Below are 23,117 nucleotides of genomic sequence, written 5' to 3'. Positions count from 1 at the left end.
GGGCCCAGGTCTGGTCCCGGCGGCGCAGTCCGGCCGGGTCGGGACAGCGCTACCCCTACCGGATCGGGGCGGTGCTGCCCGGCCGGGTCGTGGCATCGGCCCGGCTGGCGAGGAAGTCGGCCAGCGACATCTCCGGCTCACCCACCGTCCGCCAGCCGAGCCGGCCCGCCGAGAGCAGCCGTACGACCTCGACCTGCTCGTTCGCCTCGCGTGGCAGCAACAGACTCACGCCGGCCTCCAGCATCGATCCGGCCGTCGAGTGGATCTGCGGCAGGTCGCCGATCTGCGCCACGGTCGCGCGCACGTCGACGGCGCACCGCCACGGCACCCGCACCTGCACCAGCAGCCGCCCCCGACGGGCACGCGGCCGGTTGCGCAACAGCACCAGGCCCTGACTACGGGTCGTGGCCTCGGGGTCGCGCACCAGCGCATAGGCGAACGCCTCGGCCTCGTACGGCCAGCGGGGAAGGTCGGCCGGCAACCCCTCGATGCCGTGCCCGGCGCCGGTGCAGCGCATCGCCAGCGGTGGAGTCGCCGGGGCGACCGGCTGCTCCACGTACCGCCCGGAGGCGTCGACGCCGTAACCGGCGACGAGCTCGGTACGGCCCAGCAGACCCCCCGGGAGCAGGTACGACTCGTCCCGGTCGACGAGCAGCTCGTGCAGGGCCGGTGGCTCGTGCACGGTGATCGAGGACATGTCCACCGCGCCACCGGCGAGGACGCGTACCCGCAGCAGGTGTTCGTCCGCCCGCAGCGCGGCGGGCACCGGCGGGCGGAGCGTGCCGACCAGGAACAGGTTCGGGGTGGGTACGCCGGTGCCGGTGGCGTCGGTGGGCGAACAGCCGGCGACCACGTACAGCTCGACCGGCTCGGCGTTGACCGTCGGGCGCTCGGCGATCCAGTAGATCGCGTGCGCGACGGGCCGCCGGACGGTGCCGAGCCGGGGCGCGGCACTGACCGGAAGCTCGGGCCCACCCGGCGGGGCGGGGCGGTCGGGACGCCGCCCGGCGTCGGAGCGGGGACCGGCGTCGGAGCGGGGACCGGCGTCGGAGCGGGGACCGGCGTCGGAGCGGGGACCGGCGTCGGAGCGGGGATCCCGGGCCGGACCGGCGGTGGAGGGCAGTCCCTGCTCGTAGCCGACCCCAGGGTTGGAAGTCGGAGCGGGAGCGGTGCTCTCCTCCGGCCGGGTCGTCGGCGCCGGCCCGGCGATCGGACGCGGGCCCGCCGCCGGCCCGACCACCGGTCGCGGTGGCCCGACCTGCCGCTCGACGCGCCTCGGCTCGGTCCGATTGGGCTGGGCCCAGCCCCCCGCCCGTGCCTGCGGTGGAAGCGGCGGCACGGGCGAGGACCGCTCCGGATAGGAGTCCGCCCCGGGGGGCGCGGCGGTCGACGAAGGGGCACCCGCCTGGGCGGCCGGAGACAGCGGGACCACCGGCGGCGCGGCCGGAGGTGCGGGGGGCACCGGCGACGGGGGAGGCGACGCGGGGGCCGTAGAGGGCACGATCGGCGACGAGGGGGCCACGGCCGTCGAATCCGGCGCAGCCGGAGCCGGTCGCGGCGTTGCCGGTCGGAACGGTGACGCCGCCGGGGCCGGAGGCGGGGCCGGGGACGTCGGCGCGGGCAGCGGCAGGACCGCGTGCACCGGGACCGGGGACACCGGGCCGGACGTCGCCGCCGCAGGGCGTCCCGTCCACGGCGACCCCGGGTACGCCCGGACGTCGGACGCCGAGGGCGAGGTGGACAGAGCGGGCTCCCCCGCCTGCTGCCGGTCGATCGAGGGCGTCGCCTCGGACGCGGTGCTCCGCTCAGCGCTGTCCGGGACAGCGGCGATGCTCTCCGGCGCGCGGGAAGGGGCGTCCGCCGGACGGCCGGTGACGGCAATGCGATCGGTGCCGGCGACACGATCGGTGCCGGCCGGACGGCTGCTGCTCTCGGCCGTCACCAGCACGCCGTCGTCGCTCTGCCAGCGTCGCTGCGAGTCGTCCAGGTCGAGGCGCTGCCAGTCCACCGGACGGCCCCGCTCGTCGACGGCGCGGGCCGTACCGTCGACGCTGTCGAACGCGGCCTCCGGCGGCAGCACCCACACCTCGGCGCGGAGTCCCTCCACCAGCCGGCTGCCGTAGCGGCGGACCCCCGCCTCGGCGGAGGCCGGATAGCTCGCCAGCAGCAGCAGGTCCTCGCCCTGCCAGCCGGCCGTGCGCAGCATCCGTTGCAGCACCCGTGGCCCGAGCGCGTGCGGCCCGGAGTCGGCGTACTGCACCGCCCACCGACCGTCGTTGAGGATGGTCAGATCGATCCGGAACAGCCCGTGCTGGGCCCGCAGGCTGCTGTACCGCGAGTTCATCGCCCGCTGGCGCGCGGGCGCGACGCTGACCAGGGGCGCACCCGGATAGGGGGTGACGACCATCCGCCCGGCCGGGGACAACCGACCGTCCTGGTCCGGTTCGAAGCGCGGTGAGGCGGCCATCGGCGGCAGGTAGGTACGCCACTCGGCCGGACCGCCGGCGCGGTCCACCGCGCTCAGGTCCTGGCAACTCTCCAGGATCTCCAGGGCGGCGGTACGCTCCGGGGCCCACACGATCGCCCCGGTGTTGTCCGCGAACGCGGCCAGGTTGGCGTGCAGCCGCTGCCGCTCGTCCGGGTCGGAGGGCCAGTGCAGCCACATCCGGATCTCACTGCCGTAGAGCGGCACGTCCGACAGGGCGGCGGCGAGCTGACGCCCACCGGTCACCTGGTAGGAGCCGGTGTAGTCGCCGACCACGAAGCCGCCGCCCCGGACGGACACCCCGATCGTGGTCAGTTCCGGGTGACCCGGGGCCAGGTCCACCGCAGCGGCCCGGCGGGCCACGAAGTCGGCCCGGGTGGCGAGCGTCAGCCCGCCGGGCAGCGGCGCGGCGACGACACCGGACCGGGGCCGCAGCACGCCGCCGGTCGTCTCGTACCAACCGGGCAGCCCGGTGGCCATCGCCGGGGGCTGGACGACGAGCCACTCCGCCGGCCGCCCGGTCCGGGCGTCCACCAGGCTGGGCTCCGGCTCGCGGTCCCCGTCGTACCGCAACACGCTGCCGGCCGGGCTGATCAGCACGTCCCGCCCGAGGATCCCGGCCAGCTCGGCGAAGATCTCCGCGTGCTCCTCGCCACCGTCCATCATGATCCGGACGTCGTCGCCCGCCCCACCGCCCCGGCGGACCAGGTCGGCGAGTTGTCCGGCGTCGAGCGGCGTCCCGCTGCCCCGCAGCGCGACCGGCAGCCCGTCCGGGCCGGTACGCAGCCAGATGTCGTAGAGCCCGTCGATGCGCCGGTGCTCCGGGCGCGCCCGGGCAGCCGGTGTCGGCGGCGGCCTGCCGGTCATGACGCTCGTCCGTTCCTCGATGTCCCCCCTTGCACGTCCTCTCAACGGACGGCGGTACCTGGTTTTCTCAATCCGAGGTCGGCGAGTCCCCGCCATCACCGCACTGAACACGGCGAGTCCCGCGTCCGTCGTGTGATGCACCGGGCAGAGAAGGGGTACGGCGATGGAACAGGATCTGGGTACGGTCGCGATCGTCTGCGACCAGCCGTTGTCGCGGGTCGGGATGGAGCGGCTGGTGCAGGACGAGCCGGGCCTCGCGCTCGGCCCCTCGGTCGGCTCGGTCGGCGAGTTGGAGCAGGCCGGACCGGCGGACTACCGGGTGATCTTCATCGACCTGCCGGCGCTGCCCGGCGCGAGCGTGCTGGAGCTGATCGGGAAGCTCGCCACCCGTGGCGCCCCGCTGGTCTGCGCCACCTGGGAGCAGCCGCCGGGCCTGCTCTCCGCCGTCCGGGCCGGGGCCCGAGGCGTGATCACCCGGTACGCCGAGCAACCCGACGTACGCCTGGCGTTGCGCGTGGTCGCCACCGGTGGGCTGCACATCGGCGCGGAACTGGCCGACCGGTTCGCGGCCGACCTGTCGCGCCCGGCGGACGCCGACGAGAACGGACTGGCCCCGCGCGAGGTGGAGACGCTGCGCTGGATCGCGCTCGGGCTCACCCACGCGCAGATCGCCACCCGGATGGGGCTGTCCCAGGCGACCGTGAACACGTACGCCAAGCGGATCCGGGCCAAGCTCAACGTGACGAACAAGGCGGAGCTGACCCGGATGGCGATCGAGTTGGGTCACGTGACCCAGGGACGCGTGACGCACGGTCGGCTGACCCACGGGCACCTGTCGCACGGCTGGCGCGCCGCCTCGTAGTCCACTCCACTCACGACAGCTCGACACCGGGCTCCTCCGTCGGCCGCACCGAGATCGACCAGCGCGACGGCGTCACCTCACCGAGCACCACCGGCACCTGCACTCCGGCCGTACGCAGCTCGCGGGCCACCCGTCCGTCGCCGTTGGCGAGCCGGGCGCAGATCACGATGCCCGGAGTCGGCGACGGCTCCACGTCGGACAGTTGCGCCACCCGGCTGCATCCGTTCGGCAGCGACTCGCCGAGGACGTCCCCGACCACGGTCACCTCGTTGCCGTCGGCCAGGGCCTGCCGGATCAGCCGGCGCGCGTAGCGCTGCCCGTCGGGCAGGTTGCCGGCGACGGTCAGCACGTCCGGGCAGCGGACCAGGTCGACATAGAGCCGCCAGCCGTCGCGGTCGCCGAGCAGCAGCGGCATGGTGGCGGCCGGCGGTGCCTCACCCGGGCCGTACCAGCCGAACGGCGCTGCCGCCCCGTCCCGGGCCCCGTTCAGGGAGACACTCAGCTTGAGCCCTTCGGCCCGCAGGTCGGCGCTGAGCTCGGTGGCGTCGACAGCGACCTCCGGTCGACGCGGCCCGGCGGACGGCTCCGGCAGGGGTGGTACCGGGGACGGCGACGGCGTCCGGCGCGGTAGTTCCGGAGAGGGCGGCCCCACCGGCCGTAGACGGCCGGCGAGCGACGGTCGCGCCGGTCGTTCGGGTGCGGTCGGCCGTTCCGGTGCCACCGGTCGCTCGGGCGCCGTCGGTGGGAGGTACGCGGCCCGTGACGTGGCGGTCGCCGGATACGGGTCCACGACCGGCGGTGCGGAGGAGTGCGCCCCGGCCAGCACCAGCTCGCGCTCGGCGTCGGTCGGCGGCGGGCCGGACCGGGCCGGGTGACCGGGTACGGGTGGCGCGTCCGACGGCGCGGGCGGGTCGGAGAGCGGCGGCGGGTCCGACAGGGGTGGCGGGGCGGCGGACACCGCCGGTGCCGTGGCGCCTCGCGCACCACGCCCACCGCGGAGCACCGCCACCGCCACCGCGAACAACATGACGGCCGCGAACACCCCGATGGCCTCGAAGACGGGGGCGCCCTGCCGTCCCGGAGTCGACAGGTCCCGGGGCGCCGGCGGGGCCGCCTGCGTCGCCACCGGGTACTCGTCGTAGACGCCGGGACCGCTGGCGTCGGCGGGCAGCGTCAGCACCCAGCCGGGTTTCAGGACCATCGGGTCGGTGAGCTGCCCACCGTCCGGCTGCGGACGGCCTTTGGTCAACTCGAAGATCTCCAGGTGCCGCCGGCCGGTGCCGAGGGTCCGGGCCGAGATCTCGTACAGCGACTCGCGCTGGCCGGCGATCGGTTCACCGACGACGTAGTACTTGGAGCCGGCCGGCGTGTCGGCCGGGGCGGCGTGGACCGGCCCGACCGGCCCGAGCACGGCCAGGGCGGTCAGGCACACCACGACGATCCGGCGCAGCCCTCGCACTGTTCCCCTCCCTCTTCCGGCTCACTACCTGCCGGCGGCCGTCACCGGCCGCAGGTGGCACGTACGGCGGAGACCGCGAGTCGCGCGTCGGCCTCGCCCGCCGCCCGCGCCGTCACGCGTACCGCCAACTCGTTGGTGCGCAGCGGGAACGCGCCGACGTCCACCCACCGCCCGGTGTTCTGCGCCTGGTTCATCTCGAACTCGGCGTACGCGGCGCCGCCGCGACCGGCCAGCACCTCGTAGCGGACGCTGGTCACCCAGGTGCCGGCGCCGGACGTGCCACGCGGCACGTACACCTCGACTCGGCACTGCCCGCCGGTGGACGGGACGAACCACCACTGGACCGACTGGTCGGCGTCGTTGCTGATCGGCAGTGTCTGGAAGGTACCCCGACAGCCGCCCTCGGACCATCCGCCGTCGGCCACCGTACGCCACTGGTCGGTCCGTCCCTGCACGTCGAACCCGTGGTCGTTGGTGGTGTCGCAGCCCCAGCCCGCCGTCGCGACGTAGCCCGGGTCCGCCGCACCGGCCTTGGATCGTGGGCTGATGAGCTGCCAGAAGATCCCCACCACCAGGGAGATCAGCATGCACACCGCGGTTACCGTGATCAGCGTCGGTAGCCTGACCGACAACCGGTCGCTGGCCGGCTTCGACCCGGCGTGCTCGACGAACGCGGTGACGAAGTCCGACCGCCACCGCACCGCCCGCCGGGCCGGCGTCTGCGTCGCCTCGGTGGGGTCCACGATCGGTTGTTACCCGGCCAGCCTGCTGATCGACTCGGTCAGTAGCGTCATCCGCTCGGCAGCCTGCACGCGCAACTGCTCGGTCCCGTCCCGCAGCGCCGCCAGCACCAGGTCGGCCAGTTCGTCCGCGTCGCAGGTCTCCATCACGCGCGGGTCGATGTACACCGCCTGGAACTCGCTGTCGGCCAACGTGACCGTCACGCCCCCGCCGGCCGCCGACCCGACCACCTCGGAGTTGCTCATCGACTGCGCCAGCTCGGCGACCTCGTGCTCAAGCGCCTGGGTCCGAGCCAACATCTCGCTGAAATCCGCCTGCCCGCTGACCACAGCAACCCCTCCCTCGCCGATCCGCCTCCGGACGACCGCGCACGGCCGTCGGCGACGATGGCCCCAGCCTCGCAGGACACACGGAGCAGCCGGTAGTCCCTCATCCGGCACCCACCCCGGCAGGGCGTGGCACCGCACGCTCATACGGGGGCCATGCCGACGTCCCGGAATGGGGACGCCACCCCTCCCCTTCCCCGGCTCTCGTCCGTACCCACCGGTGTGCCGCCTCTGCTCTGCTTCACTCCACGCAACACATCCGGCGAATTGCCCGCCGTTGAAGCAGAGAGTCGGCCACCGCCGCGCCACGTCTACTTCGCGCGCCACGTCTACTTCGGGTGTCGCCCTGTCGAGCTGAACCGTTCACGCCGTCGAGCAGGGTGATTCGTTGCCGCTATCAGCTCGACAGGCCCCGAGACGGACCGTGAGCCCGTGCTCGTCGTCGCCGGCCGACGGTCGTGGCTGCCGATACCCGGCAAATCCACGCGTCCACGTCACGCCGGCCCTCCCACGCCGTCCACGTCACACCGGGGCGGTCACGCCGGGGCGGTGTCGGGACCGTCCTGCTCGGGTGTCTCCGGGACGGGCGGCGGGAGCGCGACCTGGATCAGTCGGCCCGGTTGGGACCGCTCGACGAGGCTTCCTCGGCCGGGTGGGCGGGCGGCGGCACGCTCGTTGCCCAGCACGACGCCCTCTCGGCTGTCGCCGGAGAGGATCAGGCCACTGCAACCCATCTCCTTGACCCGGTTGAGCAGTGGGTCGGCCATGGCGCGGGCCATGCCGCTGACCCGGCGGGCGAGCACCAGGTGCAGGCCGATGTCGCGGGCCTGCGGCAGGAAGCGGGACAGCGGGGCGAGCGGGGCCGCGGAGCCGGTGGGCAGCAGGTCGTAGTCGTCGGCCACCACGTAGATGTCCGGCCCCTCCCACCAGTCCCGCTGGCGCAGCCGCTGCGGGCTGATCCCGGCCGGTGGCAGCCGCTCGGTGAGCTTCGCGACCACCTGCTGGACGTAGGCGCTGGCGGTGTCCGGGTCGCCGGCGTAGGCGGCCAGGTGGTCCTGCGGCACGGCGTCGAGCAGGGAGAGCCGGGCATCGAGCAGCACCACCCGCGCGTCCCAGGCGGACTGGCGCGCGCAGAGCGCCGCCAGCCAGGTACGCAGGGCCGTCGACTTGCCGGAGCCGGCATCACCGAAGACGAGGAAGTGCGGGTCGTCGCGGATCAGGTCGACGGTCACCGGCTTCAGGTCGGACTCGCCGATACCGATGGGTACGGCGGTCGGGGCGGCGTCCGGCGGCGCGGGTACCTCGGCGGCGTCGATCCGTGCCGGAAGCAGGCGTACCGGTGGGGCCGGGGGGCCGGACCACCCGGCGGCGATCTTTCCGAGTACGTCCTGCTGGGCCGCGCGTAGACCGTCGATGCTGTCCTGGCCGTCCATCCGGGGCAGGACGAGCTGGAAGTAGACGCCCGGCAGGCTCAGCCCCCGGCCGGGCACCTTCGCCGGCACCCGGGCGGCGAGCCGACGGTTCACCTCGGACTCGGCGGGGTCGTTGAGGCGCAACTCGATCCGGGTGCCGATGCTGTCCCGCAGGGCGGGGCGGATGTCGTTCCACCGGCCGGTGGTGATGATCAGGTGTACGCCCACGCCGAGTCCACGGGCCGCGATCTCGTTGATGACCGGGTCGGCCCAGTCGAACTCGGTCCGTAGCGCGCCCCAGTTGTCGACGAAGAGGAAGACGTCGGCGGCGCGTACGCCCTCGGGCAGTTTGCCGGCGCGGCGAAGGTCCCGCAGGTCGGCGATGGAGTCCAGGCCGAGGGAGCGGAGCAGTTGCTCCCGTTCGCTGATCAGCGACCGGACCTCGACGATCATGCGGCTGACCAGGTCACGATCGCTACGACCGGCCACCGAGCCGACGTGCGGCGCCTCGGCCATCGTGTGCAGCGTGCCGCCGCCGAAGTCCACGCAGTAGAACTGCATCTCGTCGGGGCTGTGGGTGAGCATCCCGGCGAGCATCAGGGTCCGCAGCAGCGTGCTGCGCCCGGTCTGCGGTGCGCCGACGATCGCGATGTTGCCGTGTGCCCCGCCGAAGTCCATCATCAGCGTTTCCTGCTCCTGCTTCAACGGCAGGTCGAGCAGGCCGATGGGCACGGACAGCGAGCCGGTCATCGGCCAGTGCTTCGCGCTGTAGCCCCGGCCGGGGTGGTGGGCGACCGGGCCGAGCAGGTGGTCCAGGGCGAGCGCCTTCGGCAACGGCGGCAGCCAGACCTGGTGCACCGGGCTGATGATCGAGGTGAGCCGGTCCACCACGATGCCCAGCTCGGTCTGGCCGCCCCGCTCCGCTGCCGGTGGCGGCTCGTCCAGCTCTTCCTCGGTCATCCGGGTCAATCCCCGCAGCGGGAACTGCGCGATGGTGTTGCGGGGCTTCGCACCGCTGGCCCGTTCGCGTTCCTCGGCCGAGACGTACCCGGCCGACACGTGCGCTACCCGGAACCGCTGGTAGATCGACTCGTCCACCTTGAGGTACGCGGATCCGGGGATCGGCGGCAGGTTGTACGCGTCGGTGGTGCCGATCACCGTACGGCTCTCGCTGGCGCTGAACGTACGCAGGCAGATGCGGTAGGACAGGTGGGAGTCCAGGCCCCGCAGTCGCCCCTCCTCCAGCCGCTGGGTGGCCATCAGCAGGTGCATGCCGAGGCTTCGACCGACCCGGCCGATCTGCACGAACAACTCGGCGAAGTCCGGCCGGCCGGAGAGCAGTTCGCCGAACTCGTCCACCACGATCAGCAGGTACGGCAGCGGGTCGAGCGGACGACCGTCGGTGCCGACGGCACCCTCCGCGCGGCGGCTCTGGTACTCGCGTACCGAGTCGATGTTGCCGGCGTCGCGCAGCATGCGTTGCCGGCGCTGCTGCTCGCCCATCAACGCGGCGAGCACCCGGTCGATCATCGCGGCGTCGTCGGCCAGGTTGGTGATCAGACCGGCGACGTGCGGCAGCCCGGTCAACGGGGCGAAGGCGGCGCCGCCCTTGAAGTCGATCAGCACGAAGCTGAGCAGCTCCGGCGGGTGGGTCAGGGCCAGGCCGGTGACGAGCGTCCGCAGCAACTCGCTCTTGCCCGAGCCGGTGGCGCCGACGATCAGGCCGTGCGGGCCGGAGCCGCCCTGCGCCGACTCCTTGATGTCCAGCACCAGCGGGTGGCCGTCCCCGTCGGTGCCGATCGGGGCGCGCAGCAGCCGTGGGTCACCGGCACCGATCCAGCGGCTGGTGATCTCGGAGTTCATCGGGTCGCCGCCGAGCACCATCTCGGTCAGCGAAACGGTGCGGGCGAGGACCTGCTCCCGTTCGTCGCTGAGCCGCAGCGGTGCCAGGGTCCGGGCGACCAGCTCGGCCATGCCCAGACTCACCCGGTCGACGTGGCAGTCGGTGGCGGGTGTGACGACCAGGTCCGCCCTGCCCTCCGTGGTGAGCTGGCCGTCCGCTCCACACCGCAGCCGCAGGTTGACCCGGCTCGGTTCGTCGGACTCGCGCTGGACCAGGAAAACGAGCGTGATGCCGAGATGCGGACCGGCCCCGGCCAGCAGGGCGGCCATCAGCTCGCCACGCCCCCACTCGGAGAACGGGTCGAAGCTGGTGAACACCAGGATCAGCCGGGGCAGGGTCGGTCCGCCGGTGGTCGGGCGCCGGTTGCCCTGCTGGTCGAGGCGGCGTCGGAGTTCGGCCTCCAGGTAGTCGGTGAGCGCGGCGGGGCTCTCCCCGACCAGCGACAGCTCCCCCGCCTCGCCGCGCAGTTCCGGGTCGATGGTGTGCGGCAGCCACTTCGCCCACTGCCACTGGTCGTCCCCGCCGGCCTCCACCGCGACGAGCACGTCGTCCGGCGCGTGGAAGACGCTGACCTGGCAGAGCAGAGCGCGGGCGACCTCGGCGGTGGCCGGCGGTGGGCCGAGCAGGCTGATCACCCCGGCCCGGCCGATGTCGACCACCATCGGCTGCTCGGGTACCACGCCGAGTCGTTCCACCAGTCGTTCGGCGGCCTCCTGCGACTCCCAGTCGTAGTCGGTCAGCGGGTCGATCTTCGCGTCGAGTTCGATCGGGGTGGTCAGTCGGACCGTACCCCGGCCGAGCCGGACCTGGAGGAAGTCGGCGTCGTCGCGACGGCGTTCCCAGACGCGGTGGCCGCCGACGCCGATCGACCAGAGCCGGGCCGGTTCGGGGTTGGCGAGCGCGGAGGCGGCGCGTTGCGCGTTGGCGCTCTGCCGCGCCTGGTCCCGCACGAGCCGCAGGTGGCTGCGGTACCGGCGGCGCTGTTTGCGGGCCGTGACCCCTCGGGTACGCCGCTGTCCGAGGAAGAGGAAGACGACGGCGGCGATCGAGGAGAAGAAGAAGACCGAGCCGAGGATGATGGTCGCCGGCTGCCCGAAGCTGACCATGTACGCGGCCATGCCGACGCTGCTGATCAGCGGCAGGACCAGGTTCCAGGCGTGCGAACCGGTCGAGGCGTCCGGCACCTCGGGGGGTACGGGCAGCACGATCCGGTCCGTCGGCAGCGCCGGAAGGATGTGACGGGCCGGACGGTGGAAGGCGACCCGGCTCATCCGGCCACGCTCCGCTCGTTCATGTCCTCCACGACGGGCCGGGGTGACCTCCCGTTCAGTCGCCGGGACGGGCTTATCTGTCCGGGTCGGGACAGGTCATGATCGCCTCCTGGATCTGTGTGAGGGGTTCCCGGTGGCCCTCGGCCACCAACGGCACCAGCGCATTGATCTTGCGGATCCAGTTCGCCCGGACCGCACCGCCGCGCGGCAGGTCGTCCTTGAACGCCCAGATGGCGGTCGTCACCTCGTCGGCCGACCGGTTGCCCTCGATCAGATCGCCGATCGCGGCCAGGATCGCGTGGCTGGCCCGGTCGTCGAACGACACCCCGGCCAGGTCGGCGAGCATCGGCGCCATCGCGCCGAGTTGCGCTGCGGAGCCGGCCGCGCCACCGGCACCAACCGCACCACGGGTGCCCGCCGCGCCGCCGGGCCGGGCCGGGCCGTCGAGGAGCAGGGGCTTGGCCAGGCTGAGCACCGCGTGGTAGCCGGCGAGGGACGGAACCCGGTGCACCGCATCGCGCAACTGGGAGTGCTGGTCGGGCAGGGCCGGGCCGGCGCGGTCCAGCCCGGACACGATGGCCTGCGGATCGGTCAGCGAGGCGGACAGGAACGACACCACCGGGACGGTCGGCGGTGTGAACGCGGGAGCCCGGCGCAGACCGGTGGCCGCCTCGATCAGGTCCACGCTGAGCGCGTCCACGACGGGCGGTGCCGTCTGGCCACCCCCGCCCGGGGAGCCACCCGGTCGCCGCGCCGTCCACGCGCTGCCCAGGTTGAGCAGCGGCATTCCGCCCGCACCCGGCGCGGAGAGCCCGGGTGCCTCGTACACCAGTGGCGCGCCGTACTCGTCGAGCACCCTGGTGAGTTCCGGCGACGCGGACGCGCGGGTGTAGACGACCGGCACCGGGTCATGACCGCCGGCCAGGACCGACTCACCCAGGTGCACGAAGAGACGCCGGTTCAGCAGCGACACCTGCTCCGGGGCGGGACGCCGACCGGGCCGTTCGGTGGCCAGCACGATGATCGGCTGGTCGAGGTACTCGGCCGCCTCCGCCAGTACGCCCAGGTCGTGTGTGGACACCGCCGCCGCCGGGCCGATGATCTCCATGACCCGGCCCGTGCCGTCGGCCGCCTGCCAGGTGTGGAGCGCGACCTCGTTGCGGGTGGTCTCCGCCCAGGAAGGTCCGGTGGACACCGCGGCCGAGCTACCAGTCGAAGCCGCAGCGATCTGGATCAGTCGCTCCTCGACGCTCACCGGCTCCCCGGGGTACAGGGCGAGTCGGATCCGGCCGGATTCGGTGGCGGGCAGCAGCACCGACCCGTCCGGGCCGAGCAGCGAGAGGTTGCGGGCCCCGTCGTTCACCGCCAGATGGATCGACTCGCCGTCCGGGCCGTCCACGACGACCACGGCGTGTGCGCCGGCACCGGCCTGGTCCATCCGGTACGCCAGGTCGACGTACCCGGTCGGCTCGTCCACCCGCTCGGCTCCGGTCGCCGCGAGGGCGTCGTCGCCGGAGGTGAAGCGCAGGCCGTGGGTACGCAGTGCCGCGCGGTGCCGGTGGTTGGTCAGCGCCGCCGGCAGGCCGACCTCGACACCGTCGGCGGAGAAGACGATCCGCCCGGAGAGGTACGGCTTCCCGGACAGCATCTCCAACGCCCCGGCGGGTACGTCCGCCCAGGGCGACGGCTCGCGGTGTGCCATCGGCGCCAGCCGCACCGTGACGCCGGTGCCGGGGGCGGTGATCCGGCCCTCGGCGTCCAGGTCGACGACGCGATGCGGCCCGTACGGCACCGGCTCGTCCGTCGTGCCGTCGCCGTCGAGCTGGGCACGCAGCACCTGCGCGGGAAGTCGCAGGTCGTCGGCCCACTCCGCCAGAGCCGGCAGGGTCACCGGCCCGGCCGACTCCGGCCAGTGCACCGGAGTCAGGTCGAGGTCTTCGGCCGACTGCCGGGCCAGCATGCGACGCAGCAGCTCCGAGTCCTCCTGCGGGAACAACGGAGTGGCCAGTGGGCCGGAGACCCGGGCAGCGGCAGCGGCCCACTGGAGGAACGGGTCGTCCGCCGTGGGGATCTCGTCGGTTACGACCGCCATCGCCCCGCCGGGCAGGAACACCGTACGTCCGTCGGCGCAGAGCTCCGCCATCGGACGGGTGATCAAGGGAAGGTGGGTGACCACGCCACGGCTCCTCATCGTCTCCCCGTGACCGTGGCATCCCGGACGGGACGCGCGACAGTCCCCGTTATGGCCGCCGGAACGTCCCCGGCGGGCAGACGAAGAGCGATCGAGCGAGCGCGGCCAGCTGTTCGTGGTGCTCCGGCCTGCTCAACGCCAGCGTGCGGATGTACCGGCCCGCGTCCAGCTTGTGCGCTTCGAGAGCGACGACGAGTTCGACCGGCATGGCGTGCTCGCCAGGCACGCCGTCGAGAATGGCACGGACCCGGTCCACCAGGGCTACCGCCGCACGTTCGGCGTCGGAGAGGGTCGTGCCGTAGACCAGATCGGAAAGCGTTCGCATCACCTTCGAGCTTCCCCCGCCGACGGAGCGGAGCAGCATGTTGGTGCGAGCTGCGGCCACGCCCATCCCGGCAGGCGGACCCGATCCGCCCACCACGAGCGCAGGATCAGCGGCGGGTCTCGTCAGAACCCGGACTCGCCCCGCCTCCCGCACGGACGGTGAAGATGCCTGTCGAAGGTCGGCGAGCCGAGCGACATCGCCGGCCCGCGCCAACCCGCCGAACGCTGACCGGGCCAGGGCGACGAGATCGACGACCTCGGCAGCCGGATCGACGCCGCGCCGGTCGGCGCTCAGCACTACGTTAACCAGTGCGCGCATGTCGACTCGAGCCACCGGCAGGGCCGTACCGGCAGTCGGGCCCAACCTTGCGACTTCGGCCGCCAGCCTGGGTCCGGCCAGCCAGCGGTCTCCGGTGATCGTGACGAGAACCTGACTGAGACGAGTCACGGAGTGCAGGGCGGCCGCTGAAGCGCCGATGCCGAACACCTCCACCGTGTCCCGGGCCAGGTACCTGATCCTTTCCAGGATCTCGCCTGGGAAAACGACGAGGAGGCGGATCATCGAACGGAGGTGTACCTGCTCGATCCTGCCGAGCGACGGGAGGTCACCCCTCAGCAGAAACTCGACAGCTCGCTGCACATCAGACATGCGTGTTAATGACAGATCTGCTGGCAGAACCGTCAGCAACCGGGACATCCCAACCACGTCTGACTCTCGAAAGTGCGTGCCGAAGATGCGCTGCGCCAGCGAGCGCACCCGCTCGAATCGGGCCCGGGCCGCCCACCGGTCGACCCCTCGACCGAACGCGGCGACGGCATCGACAACGATACGGGCCCGACCCTGATCGGCATCCAGCTCACCACTCAGGCCCTGAGAGCGCAGGGTCGGCACCGCTTGGTCCAGCCGGGCGAGGTCGCCCGCTTTCAGGGCGTGTCGGAAGACCCTGTCGGCCCACATCACGAAGTAGCGCAGCGCCGCCCTGTTCCGTGTCCGGGTGTCAGCTCGCCTGACCAGTGAGTGCAGCACCATCAGATCTGCTTCGGACAGAGGGATCGACGGTGCCTCGGGGCCGAGCAACCGGCCGACCTGGTCCTCGATGAGTGGCCAGGAGGCTGGCCGCCGGTCGTGCCCCAACACCTGGAGCAGCACACCCGTCGTTTCGAGGTCGTCCTTGGTGAACTCCGGGCCGAACAAGGCCGCGGTGGTGTACGCGACGTCGTGCAGCACCTGCTCCGCGTCACCGCCCGGTTCGTTGTTCAACCTCGTCTCGGCGGCCAACGCCGGGAGGCGGTACTCACCTCTGGCCAGTTCCTTCAACCGGTCGGCGACTCGACGTACGGGCACCCGCACCGGGGCGCTGTTGACACCGAAGAAGCGGTCACTGATCTGCGCAAAGCCCAACGGTGACCGCACCTGGTCGTCGGCGATCCGCAGCCACGCCTTCGGGAACCACCGCTGGACCTTGAGCAAGGCCGGTTCGTCGAGGCCGACGCCGCTGACGTCGACCAGATGAATCCGACGGCGTAGTCCCGGGTCGAGTCGCAGGTTCACGCTCTCCAGCACGCCCAAGGCCAGGACCGGCCGGTAACCGTGCGGAATCTCCTCCAGCACGTCGGCGATCGCAGACACATCGAGCCTGCCGGGGTGATCCTGCAGACCACCCACCATGCGCCGCACACCGGTCCACAGTCTGTGCAGGTCAGTCGCCCTCGGGGCGAGCAGGTCGAGCCGTCCCATCTGCAGGCTGACGTCGGCCTCCACCGCGTCGAGATCGACTCTGTTGATCAGGTTCAGGGTGGTGCGTTCGAGGACGACCTTCCGGTACCCGCGCCGCGCCCGTCGCCGGATCCACTCGGTGTCCTCGGCCAACTGCGAGCGGAACCAGACCTTCTGTGGGCTGATGGAGCGTGCTTCCCCAACGCGCAGCGCGACATGCACGAGATGTCCTTCGCCGGTGTCGACCTCGGAGAACTCAGTGCGAATGCCGAGCGTCTCGTCGAGCCCGATCAGGCGCTCCGGATCCGGCCGAAGGATGTTGTCCAGCACCTGCCGCAGCGTCACCTTGATCCTGAGAAGGTGCCAGTCCAGCAGTTCCCCCACTCGACCGGGCACCCGATTCAGCTGCAGCAGAAGGCCGTGGTGCGCGGTGAAGTGATCGGCGAACATCTGCTCGATCGACGCCGCATTCGATTCCAGGAACAGTCGCAGCTCGTACGGCAGCGCCATGAACGCGCTGTGCCACGTCTCCCGGGTTGCCCACAGCAGCATGTCCTTCATCCGCTTGTGCGGCTGGAAGATCGTCGTGGCGAGCGCACTCGCTCTCATGTACTCCTGAGCCAGGTAGCCGGCCAATGTCGTCACCAGGGACGGCGTGCCGAGAGCAGGGAGTTGCCCCCCGTTGAACTCCGTTGCCACCAGCCGGCCGAAGGAGATCCCCTCCTCGGCCAGAGCGATCGCCAAGGGAAAGCGCAGTCGGGCGTTCGCACGGTGGTAGTCGATCAGGTCTGCCAGGAAGGCGTACATGTCTTCAACCGGCACACCGTACGTGTGCTGGGCCTCGATGGCGTCCTGATAGGTCGGGACGAGGGCTGTGCGTCGGAAGACGGGATCCACCCAGTAGTCGGGGAATGCCTCGCCGAGCGTGGACGGTTGCCAGGTACGTCGGATCGCCTCGGTCACCGCCGCATCCACGACCTGCGGGTCTGCGCCCACCTCCTCGTCGTCGAGGACGAGTCCGGCCGGCTCGACGACCTCCAGATGCTCGCCATGTGGTCCGTCGGTGTCGAGTCGCAGCCCGGCCGCGGACGTGGCGATCTCCCGGGAATACCGAGGAGAGGTGTAGCCCGGGATTCTCAGCCTCGTCGGGAGCTCCCACTCCATTCCACCTCGCCCACCGCGCAGACGATTGACGACGCTCCAGCGGCCGTTGCCCGACCACCGGTAGTCCCGGTCCGGCAGGCCGGTCTCCGGTTCGAGGCCGTGCAGGACGCTACCGTCGACCTCCACCGGCACCGGCCGGAAGGTCGTGCCGATCGGCCTCTGCTCGGCGACGAAGATGACGGCGGAGGTCTCGAGCTGTGCCGCCGTCCGGCGCCCCAGCCGGACCGTCTCCCGTCGGGCCGTGTCGGCCAGCGCGTTCGTGCCCGACGCCAGCCGCGTCAGCTCGACCAGGGCACGGTGCCGGACGAGCGCGGACGCCGATCCCGTACCGGTCGCCGGCCCGATCTCCACCTCGTCATCAGCCGCCGTCAGCGATCGCGGCGGCTGCACCTGGAAGCGCAGCCCGAGCCGATGATCCAACTCGCCGGCCTGGGACCACAGCTTCGGGAACCACCGGGCACCAAGGCCGACCGGCCGGAACACCACCGGCCCGTCGAACGCGTCCGGGTCGGCGGCCCGCAGCCGGTCGAGCAGCACCGTCAGCCAGGCCGCACCACCGGGTACCCCCACCGCTGGGTCCTGCTGCCGGGGCCTGCCGTCCTCGCGGGCCGGGTAGCCGACCACCACCCCGTCCGGCGACGGCTCCTCGGCACGGACACCGCCGAGCGTCCACACCCGTCCCTCCGACGAGGGCCGCGCCGAGCCGATCCAGTCGTCGATTGTCGCGTGCGTCTGCGTCACCCGCCTGGCCAGGTCGTCGGCGTCGACCGCCCCGGTGGCCAACTCCAGCGCCGTCACCAGCCAGTCGAACGCCAGCGGCTCGTCCGGCGCCGGTGCGGGCAGGCCCCACAGCCGGTGTACGAGGGCGGTGAGACGGGCCGGATCCACGCCGCCGGTCGGTCCGTCCAGGGCGAGGAGGCGTCCGGCTGCGGTCAGCCGGGGCCAGCTCAACCCACCGATGCCGTACGCGAGCGCGGCGACGAAACCGGCGTCGAGCAGGGCCGAGGGGCGGCGCGGGTCGACACCGACCGCCTCGGCCAGGTGTGACCAGGACAGGCGGACCGCAGGTGGATCAGTCGACCTGGTGCTCGCCTGGTCACCGATGGCGCGTACCAGGTCCGGCAGGCCGAAGGCGATGCCACCGTCGTCGCCGGGCCACTGGTAACGGCCCGGGTCGACCTGCCCGAACAGGGCATCGATCAGGTCGGAGGTGCCCGCTGTCGGTGCGAGCCGGTCGGGGAAGGCCGGTCGACCGGCCACCACGTCCGGAACCCGCAGCGGGTGCGGGTGGACGCTGTCGCCCCCGGTCAGGGCCCGGCTGACCCGGCGAGCCAGCACCACCGCAGCCCAGGGTGCGGGCTCGTGCGTCGGTCCCGCGCGCAGGGTCAGCTCGTCGTCGAGGCTCAGCCACCAGTCGTCGTGGTCGACGAGCGCGTAGCCGTCACCCCGGGTGGACGGCAGCGTCAGGCCCGGACCGGGCCGCAGCACCGAGTACGCCGCCGCGCGGAACGGCCGGAACTCGAACTCGGTGGCCGTCGCACCGAGGCTGTCCCACCCGCCGGCACGCAGCGGACGGATCCACCCCGATCGCACCGGCACCTCGGCCAGCGCATCGCGCCCCAGCAGCAGCGTCCGATTCCCGCCGAGTTGGTCGGCAAGTTCCACGGCCTGATCGGTCGTCAGCGGTGCCGCCGGCAGCACCTCCACCATCGCGTGTGCCCTGAGGTGATCGGGCAGCACGTCCAGCGCCGCCTGCACCGCCGATGCGGCGGCAGCCGCCCGGGCGTCCACCACCACCCGCAGGCGGCTCGGGTGCGCCGGGCGTTCCGGCAGGTCACCGAGGGCCTGGCGGTCGGGGCCGACGTAGAGGCCGTCGGGGCGGGCCAGCAGGTGTCGTCCGGGCGGTGCGGTGAGGTCCACGTCGGCCAGATCCACCCGCCAGTCCCGGACCGAGCCGAAGGCCGACGAGGTCAGCTCCAGCTCGTCCACCTGCGTCTGGGCCAGCGACGCGAGGTGCAGGGCGGAGGCGGTCGTCGCACGCTCCCAGGTCTGCTCGCGGGCGACACCGAGCCAGGCCAGCGTCCGGGGGCTGAAGCCGGGCGTCTCCGTCGCGTCGGCCAGTCGCCGGTCGGCGTCACGGGCGTCCTGGTGCAACCGCTCCCGGGCCGGTCGACGGACCGAGTCGCCGTGCTCGGGGTCGTACAGGTCCTGCCGCAGCGCCGTGGCCAGGCCGTGCCGGTCGTCGTCGACGGGCAGCGGGTTCGTGCGGGCCGCGTCCAGCGCGGTCTCGTCGGTCACCCCCTGCGTGACCTGCTGCCAGGAGCGGTCGTCTCCGGTGCCTGCGACCAGGCGGTACACGAGGAAGTGCTGCGCGGCGACCAGCACCTCCCGCCGCAGTCCGACGAGCATCCGGTCCGGCTCGTCCAGCACCACCCGCACGGTCCAGGCGGAACGGTCGAAGGCCACGCCGAGGATGCCGTCGGTGTCCGGCGGCAGCAGGTCGACCGAGGGCGACGGCATCTGCTCGACGGTGGCCAGGTGAACGACCAGTTCCCGCAGCGCGTCCTCGGCGGCGGTGACAGCGGCATCGCCCGCCCCCGTGATGGCCGTGCTCTGCCAGGCTCGCAGCAGCGTGTCGAAGTGGGTCCGGGCCAGGTCGTGGGAGGCCCGCTGCACCTCGGGAGCGGCCATGGCGAACCCGCTGGCCGGGTGCGGGTCGACCGACGGGGGCGGTGCCGACGGCTGCCCGACGGCCGGCACTCCGGTCAGCTCGGGTCCGATCCGCGCCGGATCGCCGCCGTCGGCCGGGTACCGCCAGAACGCCGCCAGGTCGCGCCGCAGCGCGTACTCGCCGGTCGGGTCGAACCCGACGTGCAGCGCCCGCAGCCGCCCCGGCTCGCTCTGCACCCAGCCGTCGCTGGCGTACACGTCCACGCCCAGGATGCGGCGGAGCGTGTCGGCGAGGCGGGTGGACCAGGAGTCCGTCGCGCAGTCGCAGATCGCCAGCGCCAGCGGCTGTCCCCGCCACCCCGGCGTCATCCGGATGATCTCGGCGAACCGGGCCACCGAGACGTGCCGGCCGTTGATGCGTACGCCTCGGGCGTCGCCGTGCAGGGCGGCCACGAAGGCGCCGGGGATGGCCGACAGCGACTGCGGCACGGCGGTTCCCGGGCCGCTCGCCTCGGGTGACCAGTACCGCCCACCGGGGAAGCCGACTCCCGCGTCAGCGAACTCTCCGCCGACGCCGCCGTACAGTGCGGGCGTGGACGGGGCCGGCAGGTCGCCGTCGTCCGAGGCGCGCGACGCGTCGTCGACCGCCCACACGTCGCCGGACACCTGGCCACCGACCCGGTCCTTGCGGCTGCCGCGCGATGTCGCAGTGGAATCCCCGGCCGTCTCCGGCGCGCTGCCCACCGCCGCCCAGGCCGCCGGCAGGTCCGCCACCCGGACCGGCAGGTCGCCTCGGGTGTTCTTGGCGTGCTCCACGGCCGCCAGCAGCCGCCTCAGCTCGCTGTCGGTGACCGTTGCGGAGTCGCCACCGCGCAGCGCCCACACCGCCAGGTCGAAGCGGTTGCCCCACTGGACCGGGCGCCTGTCCTCCGCCGCCAGCGCGGCCGAGAGTCGGCGCACCGAGGCGACCTGCGTGACGGTGGTCCGCGTGCCGAACAGCGCCCGCGCCCACACGCCCAGGGTGAGCAACGACTCCTGCTCGTCGCCGTCCGCCGGCAGGCCGTCGTTGAGCAGCCGGCCGAACCGTTTACGCAGGCTGGTCCCGTGTCGCAGACCGGTCTGTTCCGCCAACCAGCCCGGTGCGGCGTCCAACGGAGCGAGACCCGTCAGCCAGTCACGCAGTGTCCGCCGCCAGTTCTGCACCAGTTCCTGGGTGGCCGGGTTGCCGGGCGGCTCGAACGCCCACACCTGACGCCGGAGCCGCCGCGCGTCCGCGCCGGTCCCGCCGTGCGCGAGGATGGCCCGCGCCACCGCCCTGACCTCGGCGACGCTGCCCGTCCAGAGTGGGTCGTCGGCGGAGATCTCCCGACGTACGGCGGTGACAAGTTCATCCCGGTCCACCGACGGTCGGCCGATCTCCAGTGCCCGGACCAGGTGCACCAGGCCCGCCAGGTCCCCCGCCGTCGGCTGCGTATCGTCCGACGGGCCGAAGACGGACCAGACGGCTCGGAGGGTGTCGCGTACGGCGGCCACGGCGCCGTCGTCGGCAGCCTGCCGGATCACCTGGGTCAGCGCCTGAACGTCGACGTAGGCCAGTTGGAGCGGCCTGCGGCCGGCCGGCGCCTCCAGGCGACTCACCAGATCGAAGACGTCGTCCAGCCTGAGGTTCCATCGGCGAGGGCCGGACAGGAGGCCGATCAGGCGTCCCAGCCCGACCATGTCGTCGGCGGTGGCCGTCGGGCCGAACAGGACGCTGGTGTCCCGAGCCAGCATGTGGAGCATCTCCACCGCCTCGTCACGGAAGTGATAGAGGGTCCGGGCCAGCCAGCGCAGGTGTCGCGGCTCCACCTCGGAGATCCGCAGATGCTCGAAGATCAGTCGTCGGAACGGTGGGATCAACGCGGCCGGATCGTCGAGTCTCGGCCGGTCCGGCAGCACGGAAACCAGCCGTGCCGTACCGACGAGCTCCGCCGCTTTGGCCTCGTCGTCGAAGAGCCGCGCGGCAAGTGCCCGCACCTCGCGCAGCAGGTCGACCGTCACCGGTTCGCGCTTGTCCAGATCGGTGATGAGCGTGGCCGTCAGGGCGACATTGGTTCCGCGAAGCTGTGCCGGGTCGCCGCCGGTGACGGCGCTGAAGGCCTGCCGCAGGTCGGTCTCCCCGACGAAGGTCCGCCCGGTGAAGACCTCGATGGCTCGACCCAACCGGGCCAGGCTGCCCTCGCGCGGCTCGGGGCCGTACACCCAGCGAGCCAGCGCCGCCGCCGCACGCAGAAGTGCGTCCGCCGCCCGCCGGTCGCCGTCGGCCAGCACCTTCAGCAGCCAGCGAACGTCCGGCACGGACAACGTCACGGTCCACGGCTGGTCGGCGGAGAGCCGGCCGACCGCCGCTTCGAGGTCACCCCAGGTCACCACGCGGTGCTCCGGGCGCAGCGCCGTCAGCAGCCCGGCGAGGCGCTCCAGGTCGGCCCGGTCGAACGTGGGCCCGGAGACCGCCGCGGTCAGGTACGCCAGATCGTGCAGCGCCTCCCGGGCGTCGGCGCCGGTGGCCGGGTCGTCGGTCAGCCCCAGACCGCGCGCGAACCCGGTCAGCCGGTGTCGGTCCCCGGCCAGCTCGTCCAGGCGCCGGGTCACCTCGCGCACCGGCACCCGGACCGGCGCGCTGTTGGCCCCCGCGAACCGGTCGCTGAGCTGCGCCCAGCCCGGTGGGAACTGGACCGGCTCGTCGACGACACGCAGTTCCGCCTTCGGGAACCACTGGTGGATCTTGGGCCAGGACCGCTCGGGCAGGTCGACCGCGCGCAGGTCGACGATCTGGATCCGGCGGCGCAACGCGGGGTCGAGCCGCAGGTGCACGCTCTCCAACACTGCCGTCGCCAGGTCGATGCGCCGCTGTGGCGGCACCCGGTCCAACACGTCGCCGGCCGCCGAGAGGTCGAGCCGGTCCGGGTGCTCCAGCAGCCCGGTCAGCAGCCGGAGTGCGCCCTGCCAGACCGGTCCGGGCCCGGCCGCGCCGCCCGGGGCCGGTTCACCGGACGCCACCTGGCGTCGCAGGTCCGCCACCAGGTCGGCCAGCTCGACGGTGGGCGGGGCGGCCGACGCCGTACGCGCGAAGGCGACCTTCTGGTATCCCCGGCGAACCCGCCGCCACAGCCATTGGCCGTCACGTTCGAGGACCGAGGAGAACATCGAGTGCGCCAGCCCGAAATTGCGTCCCTCGCCGATGCGCAGCCCGACATGGCGCAGGTGACCCTCGTTGGTGTCGATCTCGTCGGTGTAGGTCCGGATGTTCAGCGCCTCGGCCGGCGTGATCGCTCGGTCGGGGTTGGTGCGGACCACGTTGTCGAGCACCTGGCGCAGGGTGAACGACTTACCCGGCACCTCGACGTCCAGCAGGTCCGCGCCGCGTCCGGCCTGCGAGAGCTGTTCGGCGTGGTGGGTCCGGTATCGCGTGAGGAACTGCTCCTGCACCCACTCGGCGTGGGTGTGCAGGTAGCGCCGCAGCTCGGCCGGAAGCGCGGCGAGCGCGGCCCGCCAGGTCTCCCGGGTGGCCCAGAGCAGCAGGTTCTTCGGCCGGTGTTCCCTGGTGTGGTAGGCCGACGCGACCGCGCCCACCCGGGTGTACTCCTGCGCCAGGTAACCGGCCAGGGTGGTGGCGGGCGACGGCCGGGTCAGGTCCGGCTTCACGCCGCCGTTGAACGCGGTGGCGACGTACTCACCGAAGACGA

At 72.8% G+C, this 23,117-nt stretch carries 8 protein-coding genes (1 of these 8 running past the window's edge); 1 reads left to right on the top strand and 7 read right to left on the bottom strand.

What is annotated here, in order from left to right; genetic code table 11:
- Window positions 1-55 precede the first annotated feature (55 nt).
- Window positions 56-3,352, bottom strand: a complete 3,297-nt coding sequence (locus tag ABZ738_RS06400; protein ID WP_357211508.1) for a hypothetical protein — start codon at window positions 3,350-3,352, stop codon at window positions 56-58.
- Window positions 3,353-3,515: 163 nt separating this feature from the next.
- Here ABZ738_RS06400 and ABZ738_RS06395 point away from each other — a divergent pair, with 163 nt between their 5' ends.
- A complete protein-coding gene (locus tag ABZ738_RS06395) occupies window positions 3,516-4,214 on the top strand; it encodes a response regulator transcription factor (RefSeq protein ID WP_131051007.1) in 699 nt (232 codons plus the stop codon).
- A 10-nt stretch (window positions 4,215-4,224) separates the two neighbouring features.
- On the opposite strand, the gene ABZ738_RS06390 is transcribed toward ABZ738_RS06395, so the two are convergent.
- From ABZ738_RS06390 to ABZ738_RS06365, 6 genes are all read right to left on the bottom strand, one after another.
- Window positions 4,225-5,673: a hypothetical protein gene (locus ABZ738_RS06390; RefSeq protein WP_131051006.1), complete on the bottom strand. Its 1,449-nt coding sequence runs from the start codon at window positions 5,671-5,673 to the stop codon at window positions 4,225-4,227.
- Window positions 5,674-5,714: 41 nt separating this feature from the next.
- Window positions 5,715-6,416: a hypothetical protein gene (locus ABZ738_RS06385; RefSeq protein ID WP_176092457.1), complete on the bottom strand. Its 702-nt coding sequence runs from the start codon at window positions 6,414-6,416 to the stop codon at window positions 5,715-5,717.
- Between the two features lie 9 nt (window positions 6,417-6,425).
- On the bottom strand, window positions 6,426-6,713 hold the full coding sequence (locus ABZ738_RS06380) for a YbaB/EbfC family nucleoid-associated protein (RefSeq protein ID WP_161594869.1): 288 nt from the start codon (window positions 6,711-6,713) through the stop codon (window positions 6,426-6,428).
- A 563-nt stretch (window positions 6,714-7,276) separates the two neighbouring features.
- Window positions 7,277-11,326, bottom strand: coding sequence for a type VII secretion protein EccCb (gene eccCb, locus ABZ738_RS06375; protein WP_357211502.1), 4,050 nt, complete (start codon window positions 11,324-11,326; stop codon window positions 7,277-7,279).
- Between the two features lie 73 nt (window positions 11,327-11,399).
- Window positions 11,400-13,502 (bottom strand): hypothetical protein, encoded by a 2,103-nt coding sequence (locus ABZ738_RS06370; RefSeq protein ID WP_350696016.1) that lies wholly within the window; start codon window positions 13,500-13,502, stop codon window positions 11,400-11,402.
- 64 nt (window positions 13,503-13,566) lie between these two features.
- Window positions 13,567-23,117, bottom strand: the 3' portion of a protein-coding gene (locus ABZ738_RS06365) for a hypothetical protein (protein ID WP_357211498.1). Its footprint extends 41,950 nt past the window's final position; only the last 9,551 of its 51,501 coding nucleotides appear in the window; its start codon lies off the right edge, out of view; it ends in the stop codon at window positions 13,567-13,569.

Source organism: Micromonospora sp. NPDC047793 (assembly GCF_040642635.1).
Classification (GTDB): Bacteria; Actinomycetota; Actinomycetes; order Mycobacteriales; family Micromonosporaceae; genus Micromonospora.
The sequence above is the reverse complement of the archived record's forward strand: the minus strand, read 5'-3'. Positions and strand labels throughout refer to the sequence as shown.